The following is a 22201-nucleotide window of genomic DNA, read 5'->3' as shown; positions in this document are numbered from 1 at the left end:
ATATAAATTAATACTTCTCATTATATTTTTAATAATCTAATTAAAAGTATATTAAATTTAATACAAGTTAGTAATAATAAAGGAAAAATCACCCTCTCTCCCACTCTATCATATTATTATTGAATAATCACTTTAAATATTTTATATAAATATCTGATATATTGATATTTAAATAACTAAATATGTATTAAATAAATGCTGTTTAATCTATATTCAATTGTATACTATAGATTGGATTACATTTGTATAAATGCTGTTTATATATGTATAAATTTACTCTATTTACATTTGTTTCGTTGTGAATTTATTTTTGAATATTATACGGTGTGTATTTTTGTATATTCCTCATACAATACTTTTGTATATTTATCCAAAGTCTTTTTCCTATATAAATTATTAAGTATATCTTTATACCTCTAAAAAAAATTTGAACTATGAAGAAAATATTTTTGTTTGCGTTATTCTGCTTACTTGCTCTGATTCGCGTATTTGGCTGCACAAATTTTCTTGTGGGCAAATATGCGTCTGTCGACGGCTCTACTATTATCAGTTATTCGGCCGATTCCTATGCCTTATTCGGAGAACTTTATCATTGGCCAGCCAAAAAATGGAACAAAGGAGATATGCTTAAAGTATACGAATGGGATACGGGAAGATATATGGGTGAAATAGCCCAACCAGCCCAAACTTATAATGTAGTAGGAAATATGAACGAGCATCAGGTAACTATAGGTGAAACTACATTTGGCGGTCGTGAAGAATTGGCCGATCCGGACGGAATAATGGATTACGGGAGCCTTATATATATTACATTACAAAGATCCAAAAGCGCAAGGGAAGCCATTAAAGTAATGACGGAACTGGTAACGGAATACGGTTACTATAGTGGCGGCGAATCTTTCTCGATAGGCGACCCTAACGAAATATGGGTATTGGAAATGATAGGTAAAGGAAAAGGCAATAAGGGTGCTGTATGGGTAGCTGTACGCATTCCGGACGATTGCATTTCGGCACATGCCAATCAGGCTAGGATACAGCAATTCCCATTGAATGATCCTGACAACTGCATATATTCAAAGGATGTAATATCTTTTGCCAAGGAAAAAGGATACTATAGCGGTAAAGATGAAGATTTTAGCTTTGCTAAGGCTTATAACCCTCTTGACTTTGGCGGTCAACGTTTCTGTGAAGCCCGTGTATGGAGCTTCTTCAACCGCTACAATAAAGATATGGCTAAATTTGTGACCTATGCACAGGGTAAGACACAAGAACCGATGCCTTTATATATCAAGCCGGACAGGAAACTTTCTATAGCCGATATACAGGAAATGATGCGCGACCACTATGAAGGTACGGAACTAGACTGGACGAACGATGTAGGCGCAGGCCCGTATAAATCTCCTTACCGTTGGGCTCCGCTGACCTGGGAATCCGATTCTGTACAGTATTGCAACGAGCGCCCGATAGCGACACAGCAATCAGGATTTGTATTTACTGCGCAGATGCGATCTTCACTACCTAATCCGATCGGTGGTATACTTTGGTTCGGTACTGACGACGCCGATCAGACAGTATTTACACCGATGTATTGCTCTATAACCAAAGTTCCTGAATGCTACCGTGAAGGAAACGGCGACTTATATACATTCTCTTGGACATCCAGCTTCTGGATTCAGAATTGGGTTTCGAATATGGTATACAACAAATACAATTACATGCACGCCGATCTGGAAAAAGTACAGAAAGAGCTTGAAGGTAAATTCTTTGCTGAACAGGAAAAAACAGAAGCTCAGGCAATGGAATTATACAAGAAATCTCCCGCTCAGGCAGTACAGTTCCTTACCAACTATAGTGATGCACAAGCCCAATATGCTTTCGAAAGATGGAAAAAACTGGGTGAATTCCTTACTATTAAATATATGGATGGTGTTATCCGTAAAGAAGAAAACGGCGTATTTACACGCAATGCATACGGAAAGCCGTCATCGCCAAATCGTGTAGGTTATCCGAAAGAGCATTACGACCGTATTGTTAAAGAGACAGGCGATAAATATAAAGTTTTATATTAATTTTACTTCTTAAAAAAAATATTGGCCCCTCTTACCGAGGGGCTTCTTATAGATAAACCAATGCCTAAAAGTTTTACATATAGCTTATTATTTATTATCAGTATACCGGTATTGTTTATAGCAAACTTATTTCTTGGTTCTGTTTCCATACCTGCGCATGCAGTACTTGATGTCTTAGTCGGAAATGAAGTTGAAAAACAGGCTTGGACATATATCATACTTCAGTCGCGGCTTCCACAGGCAGTAACAGCACTGTTTACAGGAGCAGGCATTGCGGTATCCGGTTTATTGTTGCAGACGGCTTTCCGTAATCCATTGGCCGATGCAGGTATTTTAGGTATCAGTTCGGGTGCTAATCTGGGGGTTGCACTGGTAATGCTTTTAATCGGGAATACACTTGGGTCGGTCGGAGGTTTCGATTTATCTTATTCTATGACTATTGTATTCGGGGCATTTGTGGGTGCAGCTTTTATATTGGTAGTTATCATGGGGTTTGCATCAGTTGTACGCAATAATATCATGCTTCTGATAATAGGTATTATGGTCGGCTACCTCACATCTTCCGTGATATCTATTCTAAAATTCTGGAGTACAAGCGAAGATGCTTACTCTTTTATGATATGGGGAATGGGCGACTTTTCGGGAGTATCTACCGATCAGTTACCATTCTATTGCATTGTTGTAAGTATTGGTTTGATTATATCCATATTATTAATTAAGCCTTTGAATGCTTTGTTATTAGGTGAAAGATATGCAAGCAATCTTGGAGTAAACATAAAATTGATACGTTTTCTTCTGTTATTATGTGCCGGATTACTTACTGCTATTACCTGCGCATTTTGCGGGCCTATTGCTTTTATTGGGCTGGCAGTTCCGCATATAGCAAGGTTGCTATTGGGAACATCTAATCACAAATCGCTTCTGCCTGTTACTATTCTTATTGGGGCAGTAATGGCACTGGTGTGCAATCTGATCAGTGTACTGCCGGGTTCGTCGGGCATGTTACCGTTGAATGCTATTACTCCGATATTTGGCGCTCCGGTGATTATCTATGTAATAATGAATCAGAAGAAGATACAATATTTCAATTGATTTATCTATATAGAGTAGTTTTTAGTTATAAGTAGAAAAGTGATATGAAGAAATGGTACAATAATTCGTTACTTTCGTTACTTTTTAACAGAATATGGTTAATGAATGTGAATGAATACATGTTTATCATACTCAAGATTACAAATAGAAAACTAATGGCTAGAGGCTATCAGCTAATAGCTGAAAAACGTTACTTTTGTTACCTTTTAACTATATATAGTTAATAAATGTAAAATGAAAAAAGAGATTATTATATCGGCTAAAAATATAAGCATTGGTTATACAAAGACAAAGCATAGGGAGAAAACAGCTTTGTATGAAGACCTTTCGTTCAATTTGCATAAAGGAGAGCTTGTATGCCTGCTGGGTGCTAATGGCGCCGGAAAGTCTACTTTGCTCAGGACTATCAGTGCTTCGCAACCTACCCTGAAAGGACAGGTTTTACTGAAAAGCAGGGATATAAAGTCTTATTCTGAGAAAGAATTGTCGCAATTACTCGGACTTGTCCTCACAGATAAAACCTCTGTAGGCGGGTTATTAGTGCGGGAATTGGTAGAACTCGGAAGATATCCGTATACAGGATTTTTCGGACAGCTTACCCGACAGGATAAAGATGTGGTTTACAAGGCTATGGATGATGTCTGTATTGCTCATAAGGCGGATGTATATGTAGCAGAACTGTCTGACGGAGAACGCCAGAGGGCTATGATTGCAAAAGCGCTCGCACAGGAATGCCCTATCCTCTTACTAGACGAACCGACTGCTTTTCTTGATATTGAAAGCCGTATAGAGATAATAAACCTTTTGCATCATCTTGCTATGAATCAGGATAAAACGGTACTCTTATCTACACACGACCTTGATCTGGCCTTACTCCTCGCCGACCGTCTGTGGCTTTTGTCTCGTGATAAGGGATTAGTTAGCGGCGTTACCGAAGACATCATTTTATCAGGTACAATGGATAATTTCTTTAAAGGAGAAAATGTCGTATTCGACAGAAGTTCAGGCAATTTTCTTCCAAACCGCAGAAGCAGCAAAAATGTATTTATCGAAGCTGAGGGCGATCTTTACCATTGGACAAAGAACCTATTAGAGAGGCATGGTTATGCAATAACTGATAATAAAGACAGCAGTTTGTTTATAGTCAGCGCAAAAGAAACGAATGATATAACTGTCAATATATCAGATAAATCATCACAAATAAAATTTGAAGACTTCGAACACTTGGCTTCTTTCTTAAGGAACAACCCGTTAACGGCGCTTTCTCGCCATATCGATACGGAGGAATATAAATAACAGGATTGTAAAGCCCCATAATGAAGAGCCTCCATAGCTGAAAAACGGCAGAGGTATACCGATTACAGGCGTCAGGCCGATCACCATACCTATATTGATTGCCAGATGAAACAGGAAGATGCTTGCTACACAATAGCCATAGACCCGTCCGAATGTACTCTTCTGACGTTCAGCCAGATAGAAGAGTCGCAATATCAATGTAAGAAAGAGCAATATAACGAGGGTTGAACCGATAAATCCCTGTTCCTCACCTACTGTACAGAAAATGAAGTCGGTATCTTGCTCCGGAACATATTTGAGTTTGGTTTGCGTGCCATTGAGATATCCTTTCCCCATCAAGCCGCCCGACCCGATCGCGATCTTTGACTGATTGACATTATATCCTGCTCCCATAAGGTCGTCTTCCATGCCAAGTGTAACCTTGATACGCATCTGCTGGTGTGGCTGCATAATATCCGTGAAAAGATAATCGATAGAACTGACAAACACAATACAACCAAAGGCAAAAACTGCTGTAAGGAGATACACTTTCGACCAGTGTTTCTTAGCCAGATAAAGCAGATAAACAACCAAAATACCAAGTGCAACCAAAGCAACTATACCGAAATCGACAGGTATGCCGATCAACGTAAGCAGGTATGCTATGCCGAATACAGATACGGCTCCGAGAAATATATTGCGGGCTGTAATGCCATCCTTTCTGTAACTGATAACCAAAACCGCACTGATAAGGATTACCAGTATAACAGATATGAATTCTCCTGTAGAAAGAAAACCTATATCAGTTTCGGAATACTTAAGACCTACCACAAAGAAAACAACAGCAGATGCACCCAAGAACAGGATGATGCCCGGTAGCCCTTCCCTGTACAGCATAAGGATAAATGCTGTATAAACAAGTGCCGAACCCGTTTCTTTCTGCAACATGATAAGTACCATTGGTACTATTATCATCATAGCTATAATAAGCAGATTCTTGGTCGTCAGTAATTTGAAATTGTATGAATTGAGAAATCTGGCCAAAGCCAAAGCTACTGCAAACTTCGCGAATTCTGCGGGTTGTATTTGTATTGAACTTGTTATCTTCAGCCATGACCGCGATCCGCGAATATCGGTTGCGAGAAAGACTGTTGCCAACAGAAGTAGAATAAAGAATGCATAGATATAGTAGGCAAGAATATCATAGAGATTACTATCCAGCTTTAATATAATAAAGCCAAGTATCACTGAAGTACCCATCCATACGAGTTGCATCCCTGCACGGCCGGAAAGGTCGAACATACTGGTCGCATTCTCATACTGGTAACTGGCTCCGTATATACTGAACCACCCGCCCATTATCAGTATAATATATAAGGCAATGGTAAGCCAGTCGAGGCTCTTCTTTATATTTTCTTCTTCCCTCTGATACATTCGTTATTAAATCTCTTTATCCGGAGTAAACGGTTTTACCCCGCTTTCCTGCTTTGCATCCGTATTCTCATTAAGAGGCAGTCTAAACTCAAAGGTATTCTTATTCAGACGGTTCCAGTTAAGGAATGACTGCGGCAATATAGTTGCATTTACAATCCTGTCTTCGATATATTTATCGCTGGCAGGCACTTCACCTCTCAGGTATTTCTGCAGCATAAGCCTACCCACCGGAACACCAAAAGTAGCACCGAATCCTGCATTTTCCACAATAACGAATATTGCTACTTTAGGATTATCTTTTGGAGCAAAGCCCATAAAGATAGAGTGGTCTTTACCATGGGGATTTTCTGCTGTACCTGTCTTTCCACATACTTCAAAATCCGGTAAGAGATTTGCTCCCCGGCATGTACCGCCAGTTACAGCACGTGCCATACCATCTACAATCGATTGATAATGTTCCTGTCTTATACCAGTTTCTCGTCTGTTTGTATATGTCTCATCCAAAGGCGTATCCTGTATTTCACGAACAACATGAGGTACGTAATAATGTCCCCTGTTAGCTATTGTTGCGGCCAGATTGGCAACTTGCAATGGAGTTGCAGTTACTTCGCCCTGTCCTATCGCTATCGATATTATAGTATTGGCATTCCAACTACTTTTGTAGTAACGGTTATAAAACTTACTATCAGGAATAAAGCCTCTTTTTTCGGATGGCATATCAATTCCTAACCGGTCGCCAAAGCCCATGTCCAGCATATGAGACCTCCATATATCGAATGCTTCGGGAACATTTTTATACTTCTTCCTGTTGCTCAACATAGCTGACAATCCATAGCAAAAATATGAATTACAGGATGTTGCAATGGCAGGAATAAGAGGTAGCGGCGCACCATGAGGGTGGCATTTCGGCCGGCCGCCAAGCGGTGGATAACCTCGGGCACAAGAGAACATTGTATTTTCGGTAATGATATCTTCCTGCAGGAAAATCAGTCCCTGTGTGGTTTTAAATGTCGATCCGGGAGGGTACATACCCTGAGTTGCCCTGTTATATAATGGTTTCAGCGGATTGCTTTCCAACTCCTTATAACTATCCCTGAAATCGCGTCCAAGCAACATAGAGGGATCATAAGATGGAGAGGTAACCATGCACAAAACTTCTCCTGTAGAAGGCTCGATCATAACGATACTGCCGACCTTGTTTTGCATAAGGTGCTCACCATAAGCCTGCAAGTCGATATCTATAGATAGTTTTAAGTCTTTCCCCGAAACAGGAGCAATATCATTTTTGCCATTCTCAAATTTCCCCTGTATTCGGCCGTGAGCATCTCTGAGCAGAATTTCAACACCTTTATCCCCTCTCAAATGTTTTTCGTATGAGGCTTCAATACCCGACTTTCCGGCATAATCCTGCCTTACATAATAGTTATCATTCTCAATCTGGCTTTTGCTCACTTCGGCTACATAGCCCAGAAGCAGACCGGCATTATGATAATTATATTGTCTTAAAGCTCTTTTTTGTATATAGAATCCGGGGAACTTATACAACTTTTCCTGCAAGAGACCACTCTCATGAGAAGATAACTGAGTCATTAAAGTTTGCTGGGTATAGGTCGAGTATCCGGGATTCATCCGCCTGTCTTTTACATCCGCCAGACGCTTATCGAACTGTTCTCTTGTGACGCCAAGTGTTTTGCACAGATCTAGCGTATCATAAGGCTGTATCTCGCGGGGAATATATACTAAATCATAAGTCGGCTGGTTATAAACCAGAAGCTTATCGTTCCTGTCGGATATTTTTCCACGTGACGGATATAATGTCCTGTTGAAGAAGGCATTATTGTCGGCAGAATCCTTATATTCACTCTTGATTATCTGTAAGTTGAATAATTGGGCGATATATATAAGTACTATTCCGCAGGCTATGCCTCCAAGTACATATTTACGCTTAGTAAGGTCTAGTTTGATTTTTGCCATGAACTCTTCTTATTTAAGGAAAATCCTTCAAATGCAAAAACAAGTATGGACGTGAGTATGGCTGACAGTACAATTCTGAGCAAAACAAACTTTATATTGAAATAGGAGAACGATTCAACCGAGATAAGTACTATATGATGTATGAGAATTATACTTATGGCAAATTTCATAAACCCGCCGGCAAGAAGTCTTAACCCCGGAGTTTGGTCGTTATAATCGTCTACCATGAAAAACAGACTTTGTACAGGACGACACAGAAAGCCGATGAGTGTTGTAGCTGCCGCATTTATACCCGGTGTATTACAGAATATGTCTATTATAAAACCTAGTAGAAATCCCAAGAGAGTGGATAAATTACGGTTAAAACCGATCGGCAGTTTAAGTATGAAATAAATATAGGCAAAAGGAACAGCATACCCCAAAAAGGATATCTTATTGAGTACCAGCACCTGTAATAATACAAGCAGTACAAACATTATGCTATACTTTATAACATTACTTTTTAACATTCTTGATCGTTTTCTCCAGTTCTTTTATTTCATCGTTGGTATTATTGATAAGCAGGACATTCTTAAGGGCACCGAAATCAGTTGACAATTTAACTTTTAGGCTATAAAAGTTATCGTCGGTTTCACTTGTATATTCTTCTAATATACCTACCATTATCCCTTCGGGAAAGAAGTCCGAGAATCCGGTAGTTACTATTGTATCACCTATTGCAATATCATCATACTTAGGATATTCGGTAAGTCTGGCGTATCGGGGATCGCCACCTTCCCATATAAGGATACCGGCAGCATTCGAATTCTGTATCTTACAGCTAAATCTACTATGCGGATTAAGTACAGATTGCACAATGGCGTAATTTGCACTGGCTGATCTTACCACACCTACAATTCCTTGCTGAGATACGACGCCCATATCAGCCTTAACCCCATGCTTATTCCCCTTGTTTACTATCAGATAGTTATCGACCAATGAGATGCTATTCTTTTCTACGCGGGCAATAATATATTGCGGCTCAACTCTCCGTCCAAGCGAATCTTTCAAAAATGCTTCGGTCTTTATCGAATCAGATTCCAAGTCGAATATATAATTCTTCAACTCTTTTATCTCAGCCTGCAAGTCAGCGCTTCGTTGAAGCAACTGCTCATTCTCTGTCTTTAAACCGAAATATGAAAATATGGTACCTGAAATAGAATAAACCCTTCCCGTAACTTCATTGGAAGAGTTCAGGAATACGCTTTTTTGATAAGAATTGCTACTGAAAACAAAGTAGAAGCAGATTATTTCCAGAAATATAAGGACAAACCATGAACTATTCTTTAGTAAAAAGTTAATCAGGTTACGCATAATAAGTTTCTGTAAATAACTAGTTCAGATAATGTTATATTTTAGCCCGGGTCTTAAAATTATCTCATCAGGAAGTTAAACTTCTCGATGTTCTTAAGAGCAATACCTGTTCCTTTAGCTACAGCATGCAACGGGTCTTCAGCCACATAAAATGGTATACCGATTCTGTCAGAGAAACGTTTGCTAAGACCTCTCAACAACGCGCCTCCACCAGTAAGATAAATACCGTTACGAACTATATCGGCATATAACTCAGGCGGTGTCTGTTCCAATGCACTCAGTATAGCTGAATCCATCTTAGATAAAGATTTATCGAGGCAATGAGCCATTTCCTGATACGATACCGGAATATCCATCGGTAATGATGTCATCCTGTTAGGTCCGTGAACGATAAAATCTTCCGGCACCTCTTCGTCCGATAATTCGGTAAGGGCAGCACCTACAGCGATCTTGATATTTTCGGCTGTACGCTCTCCTACTTTTATATTGTGCTGGCGTCCCATGTATTCCTGAATATCTTCAGTAAGGTCGTCACCGGCAATTTTTATCGATTTGTTAGATACGATACCCCCCAGTGAGATAACGGCGATTTCTGTCGTACCACCGCCTATATCTACTATCATGTTTCCTTCGGGAGCTTCCACATCGATACCTATACCGAGGGCTGCTGCCATAGGCTCGTATATCATATACACATCACGTCCTCCGGCATGCTCTGCCGAGTCGCGTATTGCTCGTGTTTCCACTTCGGTACTACCCGAAGGGATACAAATAACAATACGTAAAGATGGTGAAAACAGGCGGCTTTTGTTATTGAACATTTTAATGAGGCCGCGAATCATTTGCTCTGCTGCCGTAAAGTCGGCTATTACACCGTCTTTCAAAGGTCTTACGGTACGGATGGCTTCGTGAGTCTTACCGTGCATCTGACGGGCTTGTTCACCGACAGCTATGACCTTTCCTGTATTGCGTTCTAGCGCAACTACAGAAGGCTGGTCGACAACAATCCGGCCATTATGTATTATTATGGTATTGGCGGTGCCAAGGTCCATCGCTATTTCCTGCGTAAAAGAGAATAATCCCATGTTTGACTTATTTTATTTACTTAGCTAAGTATTTTATTTCTAATGTTTAAAATGACGTACACCTGTCATTACCATCGAAATATTGTGTTCGTTACAATAATCGACTGACAGGTTATCTTTTACCGAGCCTCCGGGCTGAACGACTGCCGTTATGCCTGCATTTCCTGCTATTTCCACACAATCAGGAAACGGAAAGAATGCATCGGAAGCCATTACGGAGCCTTTAAGGTCGAAACCGAATGTACCGGCTTTTTCTATGGCCTGTTTCAAAGCATCGACCCTGGATGTCTGCCCTGTACCTCCGGCACATAGTTGTTTATTCTTAACCAGAATGATAGCGTTCGACTTAGTATGTTTTACCAGTTTATTGGCAAATAATAAATCTTCGACTTCAGTTCCCTGCAAAGGCCTGTTTGTTACCAGTTTCAGGTCTTCTGCAGTTTGAATACTTAAATCTTTATCCTGAGCTAAAACACCGTTCAGAAGAGAACGGAATTGCTTACTTCCGGTCAATTGCTGTTTTTGTGCTAAGATAATGCGATTTTTCTTTTGTTCCAATATATCGAGGGCATCTTTATCGTAATCAGGTGCAATTATTATCTCGAAGAAGATTTTGTTAATTTCTTCGGCAGCTGCTTTGTCTATTTTTCTATTGCATACAATAATACCCCCATAGGCTGAAACAGGGTCGCCTGCCAAAGCATCTTTCCATGCTTCGGTAACGGTATTGCGCGAAGCGATACCACAGGCATTGTTATGCTTGAGTATGGCAACAGTGGTTTCTTCGAATTCACTGATAAGGCTTACGGCAGATTCTATGTCCAGTAAGTTGTTGTATGATATTTCGCGGCCATGCAACTGATCGAACAATGCATTGAAATCTCCATAGAATGTTCCTTTCTGATGCGGATTTTCTCCGTAACGAAGTGACATGGCATTATCCTCGGCGAAGCGGAAAGCTGTGCCTTCGTTATTGTCCATATAATTAAATATAGCTGTATCGTAAGATGAAGATACGGCAAAGGCTTCTTTAGCAAAGAACTTACGGTCTGTAATATCCGACTTGCCTTCTTTCTCTTCTAACAGATTCATCAACGGCTGATACTGTTGTTTAGAAGCTACTATAATCACATCTTTATGATTTTTGGCTGCGGCACGGATAAGAGATATACCGCCTATATCGATTTTCTCAATAATATCTTCTTCACTAGCTCCCGAAGCTACTGTTTCTTCGAATGGATAGAGATCGACGATAACAAGGTCTATTTCGTGGATGTCGTATGCCTTTATTTGCTTCATGTCTTCCGGCAATTCCCTGCGGCAAAGTATACCACCAAAAATTTTTGGGTGCAACGTCTTCACACGACCACCCAATATAGAAGGGTAACCTGTTGCATCTTCTACCGCATCACACGGCAGCCCCAACGATTCTATAAAACTCTTCGTTCCTCCTGTAGAGACGAAACGAACACCTAAGCTATCTAACTTTTTTAAAATCTGATCCAGTCCATCCTTATGATAAACGGATACCAATGCTGTTTTAATTTTTTTCTCCGAAGACATGATGTGTTAATTACCTACTTTAAGGGGAGCAAAGTTATAAAAACTATTGCGATTACAGGCGGTTTTTAATATAATTTTTGAGGAATAAATCATATATAATCATGAAATTGATTTCACCTGTAAAATCATATTCTTGTGGAAAAATTTTGATCTTATATTTAGTGTGATAAAGCCACATGAGATATAATAGCTATTTTGTAGGAAAATCAATTGCACGTTTCCTCATACAGGCATAATTCGCGTCCTTCAATCTGAATAGTGGCATGACTTATGCCAAATTCTTTTTTAATAGAGCGTTTCGCTTTTTCAAGAATAACGTCACGGTCAGCTGCAGGTTTCACTTTCAGGTGGACTGTCATAACTGAGAAGTCGGAGGCAATCATCCAGATATGCAGGTCATGTATATCTTCCACTCCGTCTATCGATTTCAATAGATGTATTACTTCTCCCGAATCGATATTTGCAGGCTTGGCTTCCATAAGGATGTTTATGGATTCTTTCAGTACGTTCCAACCACTGTATAATACAAGCAAAGATACAATCATACTAGCTATTGGATCGGCTATATACCAACCGAAAAGCATGATTAATATTGCTGCCACTATTGCTCCCACCGAGCCTAATAAATCACCAATGACATGCAGGAAAGCACTGCGTATATTCAGGTTTTCTTCTGTCGATCCTTTTGAGTGTAGTATCCACGCTACTATGATATTTATAATAAGCCCTATGGTGGAAATAAGCATCATCCCTTTCCCTATTACTTGCGGAGGTGTCGAGAGCCGCTCTATGGCCTCTTTACAGATAAAAACCGCCAGTAATACAAGTACTATTCCATTGAGTAATGCGGCCAATATCTCGAAACGTTTGTAGCCGTATGTTTTGGATGGTGTAGCTGCCCGGGCACCGAAAATAAGGGCGCTAAGGCTTAATCCGAGAGCAACAGCATCGCTTAGCATATGTCCGGCATCGGAAATAAGTGCAAGGCTGTTTGTTAAATACCCTCCCACAAATTCAATTACCATAAAGCCTGCAATCAGCACAAAGCTTATAGTCAATGCTTTTTTATTGGCATTGTGGCCATGGCTATGCCCTCCATGTGAATGGGTATGACTATGGTCGTCATGTGTATGGTTATGTTCCATAACAGATTATTTAGATTTGTATGTTTGGCGAATGTAGCACACTGTAATTTCACGTTTATTAACGTTATATTGTTAAAAAGTAACAAAGGTAACGACTTTTCATATTATTCTTACTTTTCAATAAACAGCCATTGCAAACAACTTGTTTAAATCTCTCCGAATAAAAGTCGGTAGACTTCAATATATAGATAAAAATGATCAGGGCTTATACAACAAAAAAAGCAAGAGTAAAGTTAAACTTTTTCTCTTGCTTTTAAGTATTTGGTATTCTAAATTTCTGCTTATCAGTCGTTCATTGAGATAAGGAATTCTTCGTTGTTGATCGTCTTCCTCAGTCTGTTGTCAAGGAACTGCATAGCTTCTACCGAATTCATATCCGACAGGAAGTTACGCAATACCCACATACGGCTGAGTGTATCATTATCAAGCAACAAGTCGTCGCGACGTGTACTCGATGCAATGATATCCACAGCAGGGAAAATACGTTTGTTAGACAGCTTGCGATCGAGTTGAAGCTCCATATTACCGGTACCTTTAAATTCTTCGAAGATAACATCATCCATCTTAGAACCTGTTTCGGTAAGTGCTGTAGCGATGATTGTGAGTGAGCCTCCGTTTTCGATATTACGCGCTGCGCCGAAGAAACGTTTCGGCTTGTGAAGAGCATTAGCATCCACACCTCCGGTTAGTACCTTTCCTGATGCAGGCTGTACTGTATTATAAGCACGAGCAAGACGGGTAATAGAGTCAAGAAGTATCACTACATCGTGACCACATTCTACCATACGTTTTGCTTTATTCAATACTATTTCCGCTATTTTCACATGACGGTCGGCAGGTTCGTCGAATGTTGAAGCAATAACTTCGGCATTCACACTGCGTTCCATATCAGTTACCTCCTCTGGACGTTCGTCGATGAGAAGAACAATCATATATACTTCTGGGTGATTGTCTGCAATAGCATTCGCTATATCCTTCAATAAAGTTGTCTTACCTGTCTTAGGCTGTGCAACGATCAGACCGCGCTGTCCTTTACCTATCGGAGAAAACAAATCTACTACGCGGCAAGAAAGATTGTCATTGCGGCCTTTAGTAAGTTTAAATTTTTCATCCGGGAATAGCGGTTTAAGATGGTCGAACGGTACACGGTCGCGCACTTCATCAGGTGTACGCCCATTGATCCTGTCTACTTTAACCAGCGGGAAGAATTTCTCGGATTCTTTCGGCGGGCGGATAGGTCCTTCTACAATATCTCCTGTTTTCAGTCCGAATAAACGGATTTGAGATTGAGAGATATACACATCGTCGGGAGACGACATATAGTTATAATCGGACGAACGTAAGAAACCATAACCTTCCTGCATTATCTCGAGTACTCCGGTAGCACTAAGTATGCCCTCAAAGTCGAATTGCTTTTCCTGAGATTGGTTATTATTATGTTGTTTCTGATTATTGTTATTGTTATGTTGTTGATTCTGATTCTGCTGTTGTGGCTGCTTAGGAGCTTTAACTGGTGCTTCCTGAACAACAATCTCTACCGGCGCAACTTCCGAATCAACTTCGAGAGGTGATAATAAAGGTAGTCCCGGAATTGGTTCCTGCGGTTCTGCTTCCCTCACTTTATTGGAGCGGAAAACCAATTGAGTCGGTTTTGCTGCAGGTTGCTGAGCCTGAGGTTTATTTTCCTGCTTAACATCTTTCACTTCAGGATTATTCTTTTTCACTACAATCTCTTTTTGAGGAGCTTTTTCGGCTATCTTAGCAGGAGCAGGTGCTTCTTTCTTCTCTTCAACTGGTGCGGGTGCAGGAGTTGCAACCTTCACCGGTTCATGTTTTACCTCTTTCTTTTCTGCTGTTGCAGGCTTTTCCTGTTCTGTTTTTTGAGGCTTGGCTTCCGGCTTCTTCTCTTTCGCAGGAGCAGGATTTTCTGCCTTTTTAGCCGGCTGATCCTGTTTTTTCTGCTGATTTTGAGCCTTTTGTTTTCCTTTTGCGGCTGCTTGTGATTTTTTCTGCTGCTGTTCTATCCTGTCTTCACTTTGATAACTTTCCGAATTTTTGTTTTTAGCTTCCAAAATAGCTTGCTCATCTAATATTTTATAAATGAGTTCGTCTTTTTTATACGCATCCGGACGTCTGATCCCCAGCTCTTTAGCGATAGTTCTTAGTTCTATTGTGAGCTTTTCGTTAAGCTCAAGAATGTTATATATACGCATGTATATCTATATTAAATTGTATTGATTTTGAATCTCTTAAGTATGTTTTCAATAAAATAATCAAGAAGTATCCCTTTTGGTAGTTCAATTATTTTGTATAATATTTATGGAACTTATTTTTTAGAAGATAATATCTACACCAATTATTATCTATTCAAAGCCTAAAAGTTTGATTTTTTGGAGGTTCCTGGCGGATTCGAACCGCCGTCAACGGTTTTGCAGACCGGTGCCTAACCACTCGGCCAAGGAACCCTTTTTGGTTAGCGAATGCAAAGATATAACAATTTCTTCAACAGACAAGCTTTCGCAAATATTTTTATATCTAATCCTGAAAGTACTCCGATGTAATAAATATGACAGAATAAAAGATTTTCGCTCTCCGATTTTCGTATTTATTTATTATTTAGGGAGATAAATTGATCGCTAACTGGTTCCGGGGCCTTTGTTTTCAAAACGATTATACATTACAAATATAATATTTTTTTGTATAAAACTACATTCTCCGCAAGCATTTAACAATTGCAGGCAGTTTCAGGCTATCGATATATCTCGATACTTCAACATTAATAATGCCCGATTTTACCATATCCAGTTCTTTGGCTGCTGCATGCGAGAGATCGACTATGCAGTTCTCTCCGAAAGGTCCTCTGTCTATTACTTTAACGATGACTTCTTTATTATTCTCCGTATTTTTAACCTTTAGCCTTGTACCGAACGGGTATGTTTTATGAGCGCATACCATACTGTCTTTCCTATACATCTCGCCACTGGCAGTCATCTTATTATCAAATTTTGTGCCATAGAAAGCCGCCTTTCCTTTTTCCTGAGCACTGCTAAATAATGATATTAACAGAAAAGTGAATGTAAGGAGAATCAATTTCATATATAGAAAATCAAATTACTATTCTGTTTCGGGTTTCAGCACAACTCCAATTTTTTTCTTGCCGTTGATTTTGATAATAACAGGCTGCGAAAAACGGACATGACGGATAAATTCTGTTTCATTTACAGCAGGCTGTTGATTCAGATATTCTTCATCGAATAGTCCATCATTTTGAAGAAATGGATTGATAGAAAAATAGCCTACTCCAAATGAGGTCAGATTCTGAAAAAAATGTGTTCCCTGACTCGGTTCTATCTTATAATTATCAAGCGCTATCTCTACTAATACCCGTGCATTGCTTATCTGCGGCCATCTTACCGGGATGCCGAGCCACGGATCGCTACTACCCCACCTGCCGGGACCTACAAGTATATAATTCTTCTCATTATCAAGGAACTCCTTGTTAATCACATCTATTTCATTAGCAATCACTTGATTATTTGCTGCATTGAAAGTCTTCGTCTTAACATATATGATATCATATACCTCATTGCTTACCCCATGACCCAGAGCACTATTCGAGTGAAGTATTTCATTTTCCGGTTTTATCCGTGTCAGGTCTTCGCTTTGTAGTTCCCTGTTTTGCACAATAGGCCGTATTTGCAATAAATAGAAGTTCCCCTCCCCTTTATCTTTCAGATCGGCTGCAAATTCAATTTCTACAGCGCGTCCCATTTCCTGCTGGCCGATTTTTAACACCTGCTTCAAGATATCGGCTAAAGGAAAAACATTGTGCTGGAGAATATTTACAAAAGAAAGTATTTTCCGCCCACCTTCGTAATATCCGTCATAAATAACCTGATCTACAGGGTCGTATGTAGAAGATATGTATCTGATTGAACCGTCTTTTTCGGCATCTTTCAGATTCAGTTTTAAGAGATTGAATCCATCATTCGTGGAAAATTCCCGATCGACGTTCTGCATATCCAGTGCATAGAAGTAACGTTGTGTATCCCTCAATGCAAAATCGACCGAACTCAACTGCATTATATTGTGTGGATGCGCCGGAGAAAAACGCAGGCTTACCCCCCCTTCGACAATATATTTCCCTAAACCGAGAACGATATTGGCAATGCCTTCTTCCGGTTTCTCATTCCCTACAGGATAGAAATTCAAAGACCGTGCTACACCTGATAATGTCGGGTAAAAATGGTCTCCATACCGGCTACCGACGGCCTCCTGCAGGACGATAGCCATTTTTTCTTCATCAATAATGTTCTGAGTAGCTACCATATAAGTTTTGCTGTCCCTGTAAAAAACGGAAGCATATACCGCTTTTATAGCTTTACCCAGCAGCCCTAACATTTCATACCTGTCGGGTAATAAGGGTATCATATACGTAGAATACACTCCTGCAAACGGCTGATAATGCGAATCTTCAAGCAAACTGGATGATCTTACGGCAATAGGAGCTTTCACCACATCGAGAAACGCCATAAAGTCCTCGATAAGACGGTCGGGCAATTCAGCTCTAAGAAAAGCGCGAAGAATATCATCATCCGTACTATCCGAAAGGGCTATCGGATACAGGTCGTTCGCCTCCATAAACTCATCGAAAAGATCGGTACTCATCACTACCGTACGGGGAATCTTTACTATTATGTTTTCATCACCGTTTAGTTCGGCATGCTCTTTTACAATATTATCCATAAAAGCAATACTACGCCCCTTACCTCCTATCGAGCCGTCACCCATCCGCACAAAATTGGAAAACTCATCGAAACGGTCTTTATCAAATACGGCGACAATCCCCGAGTTCTTTATACGCCTGTATTTTATTATCATTTCGTAGATAATCTGACGGGCATCTTCTACATTGTCGAAATCGCTGATATCTATTTTCTTCAACCCTTCTGCTAACGGAAATAAAGCACGTGAGTAGAAAAAGCGTGAGAAATGATTGTGTGACATATGATATACCAGCGAATCGGTAGGCATATCGAATATATTCTTCTGCAGGTCTTTCAGGTTACGAATGCGGAATATTTCTTCTTTTGTTTCGGGGTTTATAATGATAAAGTCACCGAAACCAAAGTTATTTACTACTTGTTTCCTGAGGTCGCGCGGAAAGGTCTTCGAATTTTTATCGATAAATCCACAGCCAAGTTCGTCGGCATATGCTTTATTTGCTACTTCCGAAGAGGTAAATACAATTGGCTTGAACCGGTCTTGCTTTTTTATCCATTGTGCAAGATTGTAGCCGGCAAGTTTATCTTTCTGCCCTTCGTGCATATAGCTCATATCTGTAACAACCCCGAGAATATTATCCTTATATTCTGTATATATATTGACAGCTTCTTCGTAAGTACGTGCCAGCATGATTTTCGGGCGTCCGCGCATACGAAGCATCTGCTCATGCTCATTCAAAGCTTCTTTCGAAAATGTTTTCGATTCTTCCATTACGATTTTAAACAGGGTCGGCAGTGCCGAAGAGTAAAACCTTACGGAATCTTCAATTAATAATATGATCTGAACCCCTACACTCTCCGTATCATGTTCGGCATTCATAGCATCTTCTATGAGTTTGATAATAGCAAGTAAAAGATCGGGGTTGCCCAGCCAACTGAATACATAATCTACACCCGAAAGGTCTTCCTGCGAGAGACGTTTTGTTACTTCCCGCGAAAAGGGTGTAAGTACGACAAACGGTATATCATGATAATTTTCTTTTACATGCTTTGCTGTGGCAAACATATCCGCTTCATCCATATTAGGCATTTGGATGATCAGCTCATAATGATTCTCTTCTAGTTCGGTCAGCGCTTCTTCTTCAGTCACTACCCGAGTAAAGCGTGGCGGATAATTCAGATTAAGTGAAGTATATTCGTTGAATATCTGTTCATCGATACGTCCGTCGTCTTCCAGCATAAAAGAATCATACTTGGTTGCAATCAGCAAAACGTTGTAAATACGTTTGTTCATCAGGTTGGCAAAAGAAGTATCCTTGATGCGGAATTCTTTTATATCGGGTATTTTTTTCATAAAGAGGGTTGTATATTGGGAACAAATATAAATAAAAAAAAGCTGAATGATCATCTATTTCATTCAGCTTCCTATATTCTCAGCGTCTATAATTAGCGTATTCTGTCCAGTGACTTTACAAGTTTTTCGTCTTTCTTTATTTTCGATATAGCCAGAAAATCGAATATGAGCGCTATCAAAGGCAGCACAATACCGTATTGTACATTAGCCACACTCACAGTAAAATCTGTTTTACCCATGAAAGCATTTACATATACAAAAGAAGTTGCATAATATAAGATAATGAATAAAGCTGTGACATAGCCGATATTGATCTGCACTTTTCTCTTCTTATACAGGAATATATTCACTAATGCTAGTAATGCACTTACAACAGCGAATGTCAGCACACCCCATGTCGGGAAGTCGCTTCCTATTCCGGTAGAATAAAAGATTTGCACTATTTCTCTGCTATCGTCCCTGAATTCCATTAAAGGACAAAAAACAGTTGCTCCCATCAATAAAGATGTGAGCAAAAGAAAAACAGACTGTATACGCTGTATCATCTCTTTTTAGAAGTTATCTTTATCCTTATTCGGATTTCTGTAATAAAGTTTACCTTCTGTATATTCTTGTGCAGCTATCAAAGATGCTTTAGGTAGTTTTTCATAATAGCGTGAAATCTCAATCTGTTCCCTGTTTTCGAAAACTTCTTCGAGGTTGTCGCTATATGAAGCAAATTCCTGCAGCTTTTTATCCAGATCCTGTTTCATTTCTACAGAAATCTGGTTAGCACGTTTAGCAATAATTCTTACAGTTTCATATACGTTACCTGTATCTTCCGACAAAGACATCATATCGCGGGTAACGGTATTGCTTGCTGCACTTGATTTTCTATAATCCATTTTTACTATTTAATTTATATAATAATTTATATTCTTTTATTTGCTCAATTCCTGTTGTACGGCTTCGTTAGTCGCCTGATCCACTTCCTGCCCGAGTGCTTTCAATGCCTGACGGTAGTATCTTTCCGACTCTTTAGAGTATTTACCGTTAGGGAACATATTCTTATAATTGAAGTGTTCGTCCATTAATTCACGGTAACGTGTAGGTTTTTTTGCTTCAATACTGTAATATGCAAGTTCATACCTCGATCTTACGATGAGAATCTGAAATTCTTCCGAGAATTCTGAAAAAGGATAGCTTTTCAGTGCTTCGCGGGATGTAACGATACACGACTCGTAATTATTACCCATATAAAGTCCCAGATTGAAATACAGACGGGCAGCAAGGTATTCCTTGTAGGCCAGCTTTTCCTGAAGTTTATACATTAAGTCCTGTGCTTCAGGTGCCTTTTCACTCTGTGGAAAATATTCGAGGAAATTCTGGAATTCCTGTATCCCCCTTATCGTACTCGTCTGATCAAGACGGGCATCGGGAGAATCGAGATACAAGCCGTATGCAGCATTAAACCGCGCCAGTTCGGTATAATCTCCTTTCGGGAATTTATTATAATATCGGGTGTAATATTGAGTAGCCGTTGTATAATCTTTGTCGTAGAAATAGGCCTGAGCCATTAAGAAAAGAATTTCCTGTTCTTTGGAAGAACCTGTATATGTGGAGAGTATCTCATCCAACAAGGTAACAGTCCTACCATACTTTTTTTGATCGAAATATTTCTTGGCGTATGTATATTTAAGTTCGGCATCGCGGCTTTTCAGTATTTTATTATACTCTCCGCACGAAGCAAATAACAAGGTCAATAATAAAGCACACAGAATTTTAATTTTCATTCTACTCAAAAATTAGTTTGCAAATTTACACAAAGCTTTTATAATTTGAAAATAAACTTTTACAATTATATTTTTTTTGAGATTTGAAGCTCGGCCTATCCAAACATGGCAACCACTTTTTTTACGCCTTCGATCAGCTTGTCAATCTCCTCTTTTGTATTGTAGAATGCTATCGAAACCCTTATAGTTCCCTCTATACCAAGCTCTTCCATAAGCGGCTGGGCACAGTGGTGACCTGTGCGGACGGCTATCCCCATCTTGTCGAGAAGCATTCCCATATCGTAATGATGAATATCACCTATAAGAAATGAAATTACACTACATTTCTTATCCGAAGTACCAAATATACGGATTCCTTCGATTTTTATCAATTCATCGGTACAATATTGTAATAACTCATCTTCGTATGCTTTTATTGAGTCTAGTCCGATATTTTTTATGTAATTTATTGCTGTAGCTGTCGCTATTATGTCGGGATAGCTAGGTGTTCCCGCCTCGAATTTGAATGGTAACTCATTGAATGTCGTCTTTTTAAACGATACCTGACCTATCATTTCTCCACCTCCCTGATAAGGGGGCATCTGGTTCAACCATTTCTCTTTTCCGTATAGCACCCCTACTCCATTCGGCCCGTATAATTTATGTGCAGAGAAAACAAGGAAATCACAGTCCAGCTTCTGCACATCAATTTCCATATGTTGTACAGATTGCGCGGCATCTATAAGGACAGGGATATCATGGCTGTGGGCAATTTCTATTATTTCTTCAATCGGGTTTATCGTACCTAATACATTAGAAATATGCATTATGGATACAAGTTTTGTTTTAGAGGAAAAAAGTTTTTTGAACTCATCTATTTTCAGTTCGCCTTTTTCATTAATAGGTATTACTTTGAGTTTTATACCCCGTATATCTTCCTGCAATTGCCATGAAACAATATTTGCATGATGTTCCATAGCCGAGATGATTATCTCATCACCTTGATTACAAAATTGCCGGCAAAAGCTATGCGTCACAAGGTTTATCGACTCGGTCGTACCTTTTGTAAAAATTATTTCCCGGCTATATTTGGCATTGATAAATTGCTGCACAACTACACGCGCATCTTCGGCCCTATCGGTAGCCAACTGGCTTAAATGATGTACACCACGATGCACATTAGCGTTCGTGGTGTAATATATTTTTTCTATTTCATCGACTACACATCTAGGCTTCTGGGTAGTGGCTGCATTGTCGAAATAGACAAGCGGCTTGCCGTAAACGGTAGTAGATAATATAGGAAAATCGGCTCTTATTTTTTCAATATTCATTTTAGTTACGAGTTACGAGTTACAAGTTACGAGTACAATTTTCCCTCTCTG

Annotated in this window: 17 protein-coding genes and 1 tRNA gene; 3 read left to right on the top strand and 15 right to left on the bottom strand. The window is 39.6% G+C overall.

Annotation, left to right across the window (positions count from 1 at the left end; translation table 11 throughout):
* The first annotated feature begins 434 nt into the window (after positions 1-434).
* From K348_RS0100545 to K348_RS0100535, 3 genes are all read left to right on the top strand, one after another.
* Positions 435-2069 carry a C69 family dipeptidase gene (locus K348_RS0100545; protein WP_029901880.1) on the top strand — a complete coding sequence of 545 codons (1635 nt, stop codon included), beginning with the start codon at positions 435-437 and terminating at the stop codon, positions 2067-2069.
* A gap of 60 nt (positions 2070-2129) precedes the next feature.
* Positions 2130-3161 carry an iron ABC transporter permease gene (locus tag K348_RS0100540; RefSeq protein WP_029901878.1) on the top strand — a complete coding sequence of 344 codons (1032 nt, stop codon included), beginning with the start codon at positions 2130-2132 and terminating at the stop codon, positions 3159-3161.
* A gap of 234 nt (positions 3162-3395) precedes the next feature.
* On the top strand, positions 3396-4457 hold the full coding sequence (locus K348_RS0100535; protein WP_051697448.1) for an ABC transporter ATP-binding protein: 1062 nt from the start codon (positions 3396-3398) through the stop codon (positions 4455-4457).
* Here the strand turns inward: K348_RS0100535 and rodA are convergent.
* From rodA to K348_RS0100455, 15 genes are all read right to left on the bottom strand, one after another.
* Complete coding sequence (rodA, locus tag K348_RS0100530; protein WP_029901874.1) at positions 4413-5870, bottom strand: rod shape-determining protein RodA; 1458 nt, start codon at positions 5868-5870, stop codon at positions 4413-4415. The two genes, K348_RS0100535 and rodA, sit on opposite strands and share 45 nt — an antisense overlap.
* A gap of 6 nt (positions 5871-5876) precedes the next feature.
* Positions 5877-7844, bottom strand: a complete 1968-nt coding sequence (mrdA, locus tag K348_RS0100525; protein ID WP_029901872.1) for a penicillin-binding protein 2 — start codon at positions 7842-7844, stop codon at positions 5877-5879.
* Positions 7826-8353 (bottom strand): rod shape-determining protein MreD, encoded by a 528-nt coding sequence (mreD, locus tag K348_RS0100520; protein ID WP_029901870.1) that lies wholly within the window; start codon positions 8351-8353, stop codon positions 7826-7828. The genes mrdA and mreD overlap by 19 nt, the downstream gene beginning before the upstream one ends.
* Complete coding sequence (gene mreC / locus K348_RS0100515) at positions 8340-9197, bottom strand: rod shape-determining protein MreC (RefSeq protein ID WP_029901868.1); 858 nt, start codon at positions 9195-9197, stop codon at positions 8340-8342. The genes mreD and mreC overlap by 14 nt, the downstream gene beginning before the upstream one ends.
* A gap of 59 nt (positions 9198-9256) precedes the next feature.
* Positions 9257-10282, bottom strand: coding sequence for a rod shape-determining protein (locus K348_RS0100510; protein ID WP_029901865.1), 1026 nt, complete (start codon positions 10280-10282; stop codon positions 9257-9259).
* A 39-nt stretch (positions 10283-10321) separates the two neighbouring features.
* Positions 10322-11845, bottom strand: coding sequence for a bifunctional phosphoribosylaminoimidazolecarboxamide formyltransferase/IMP cyclohydrolase (gene purH / locus K348_RS0100505; protein ID WP_029901864.1), 1524 nt, complete (start codon positions 11843-11845; stop codon positions 10322-10324).
* A gap of 206 nt (positions 11846-12051) precedes the next feature.
* Positions 12052-12990, bottom strand: coding sequence for a cation diffusion facilitator family transporter (locus K348_RS0100495; RefSeq protein WP_029901861.1), 939 nt, complete (start codon positions 12988-12990; stop codon positions 12052-12054).
* A gap of 284 nt (positions 12991-13274) precedes the next feature.
* Complete coding sequence (gene rho / locus K348_RS0100490) at positions 13275-15203, bottom strand: transcription termination factor Rho (RefSeq protein ID WP_029901860.1); 1929 nt, start codon at positions 15201-15203, stop codon at positions 13275-13277.
* A gap of 178 nt (positions 15204-15381) precedes the next feature.
* Positions 15382-15455, bottom strand: a tRNA-Cys gene (locus K348_RS0100485).
* Positions 15456-15696: 241 nt separating this feature from the next.
* Entirely contained in the window at positions 15697-16086 is a 390-nt protein-coding gene (locus K348_RS0100480) for a septal ring lytic transglycosylase RlpA family protein (RefSeq protein WP_051697445.1), read from the bottom strand.
* 18 nt (positions 16087-16104) lie between these two features.
* The gene (locus tag K348_RS0100475; RefSeq protein ID WP_029901858.1) at positions 16105-19068 is read right to left on the bottom strand and encodes a PEP/pyruvate-binding domain-containing protein; all 2964 of its coding nucleotides are present in this window, start codon (positions 19066-19068) and stop codon (positions 16105-16107) included.
* A 92-nt stretch (positions 19069-19160) separates the two neighbouring features.
* Positions 19161-19613, bottom strand: a complete 453-nt coding sequence (locus tag K348_RS0100470) for a DUF4293 domain-containing protein (RefSeq protein ID WP_029901857.1) — start codon at positions 19611-19613, stop codon at positions 19161-19163.
* 6 nt (positions 19614-19619) lie between these two features.
* Positions 19620-19952 (bottom strand): DNA-directed RNA polymerase subunit omega, encoded by a 333-nt coding sequence (locus K348_RS0100465; RefSeq protein ID WP_029901856.1) that lies wholly within the window; start codon positions 19950-19952, stop codon positions 19620-19622.
* Between the two features lie 36 nt (positions 19953-19988).
* A complete protein-coding gene (locus tag K348_RS0100460) occupies positions 19989-20840 on the bottom strand; it encodes an outer membrane protein assembly factor BamD (protein ID WP_029901855.1) in 852 nt (283 codons plus the stop codon).
* A gap of 95 nt (positions 20841-20935) precedes the next feature.
* Complete coding sequence (locus K348_RS0100455) at positions 20936-22150, bottom strand: aminotransferase class V-fold PLP-dependent enzyme (RefSeq protein ID WP_029901854.1); 1215 nt, start codon at positions 22148-22150, stop codon at positions 20936-20938.
* Positions 22151-22201: the final 51 nt, after the last annotated feature.

Source organism: Prevotella sp. 10(H) (assembly GCF_000711235.1).
In the GTDB taxonomy this organism is placed as follows: Bacteria; Bacteroidota; Bacteroidia; order Bacteroidales; family Dysgonomonadaceae; genus Dysgonomonas.
Note: the sequence above shows the minus strand (reverse complement) of the source record. Positions and strands in the feature narration are given on the sequence as shown.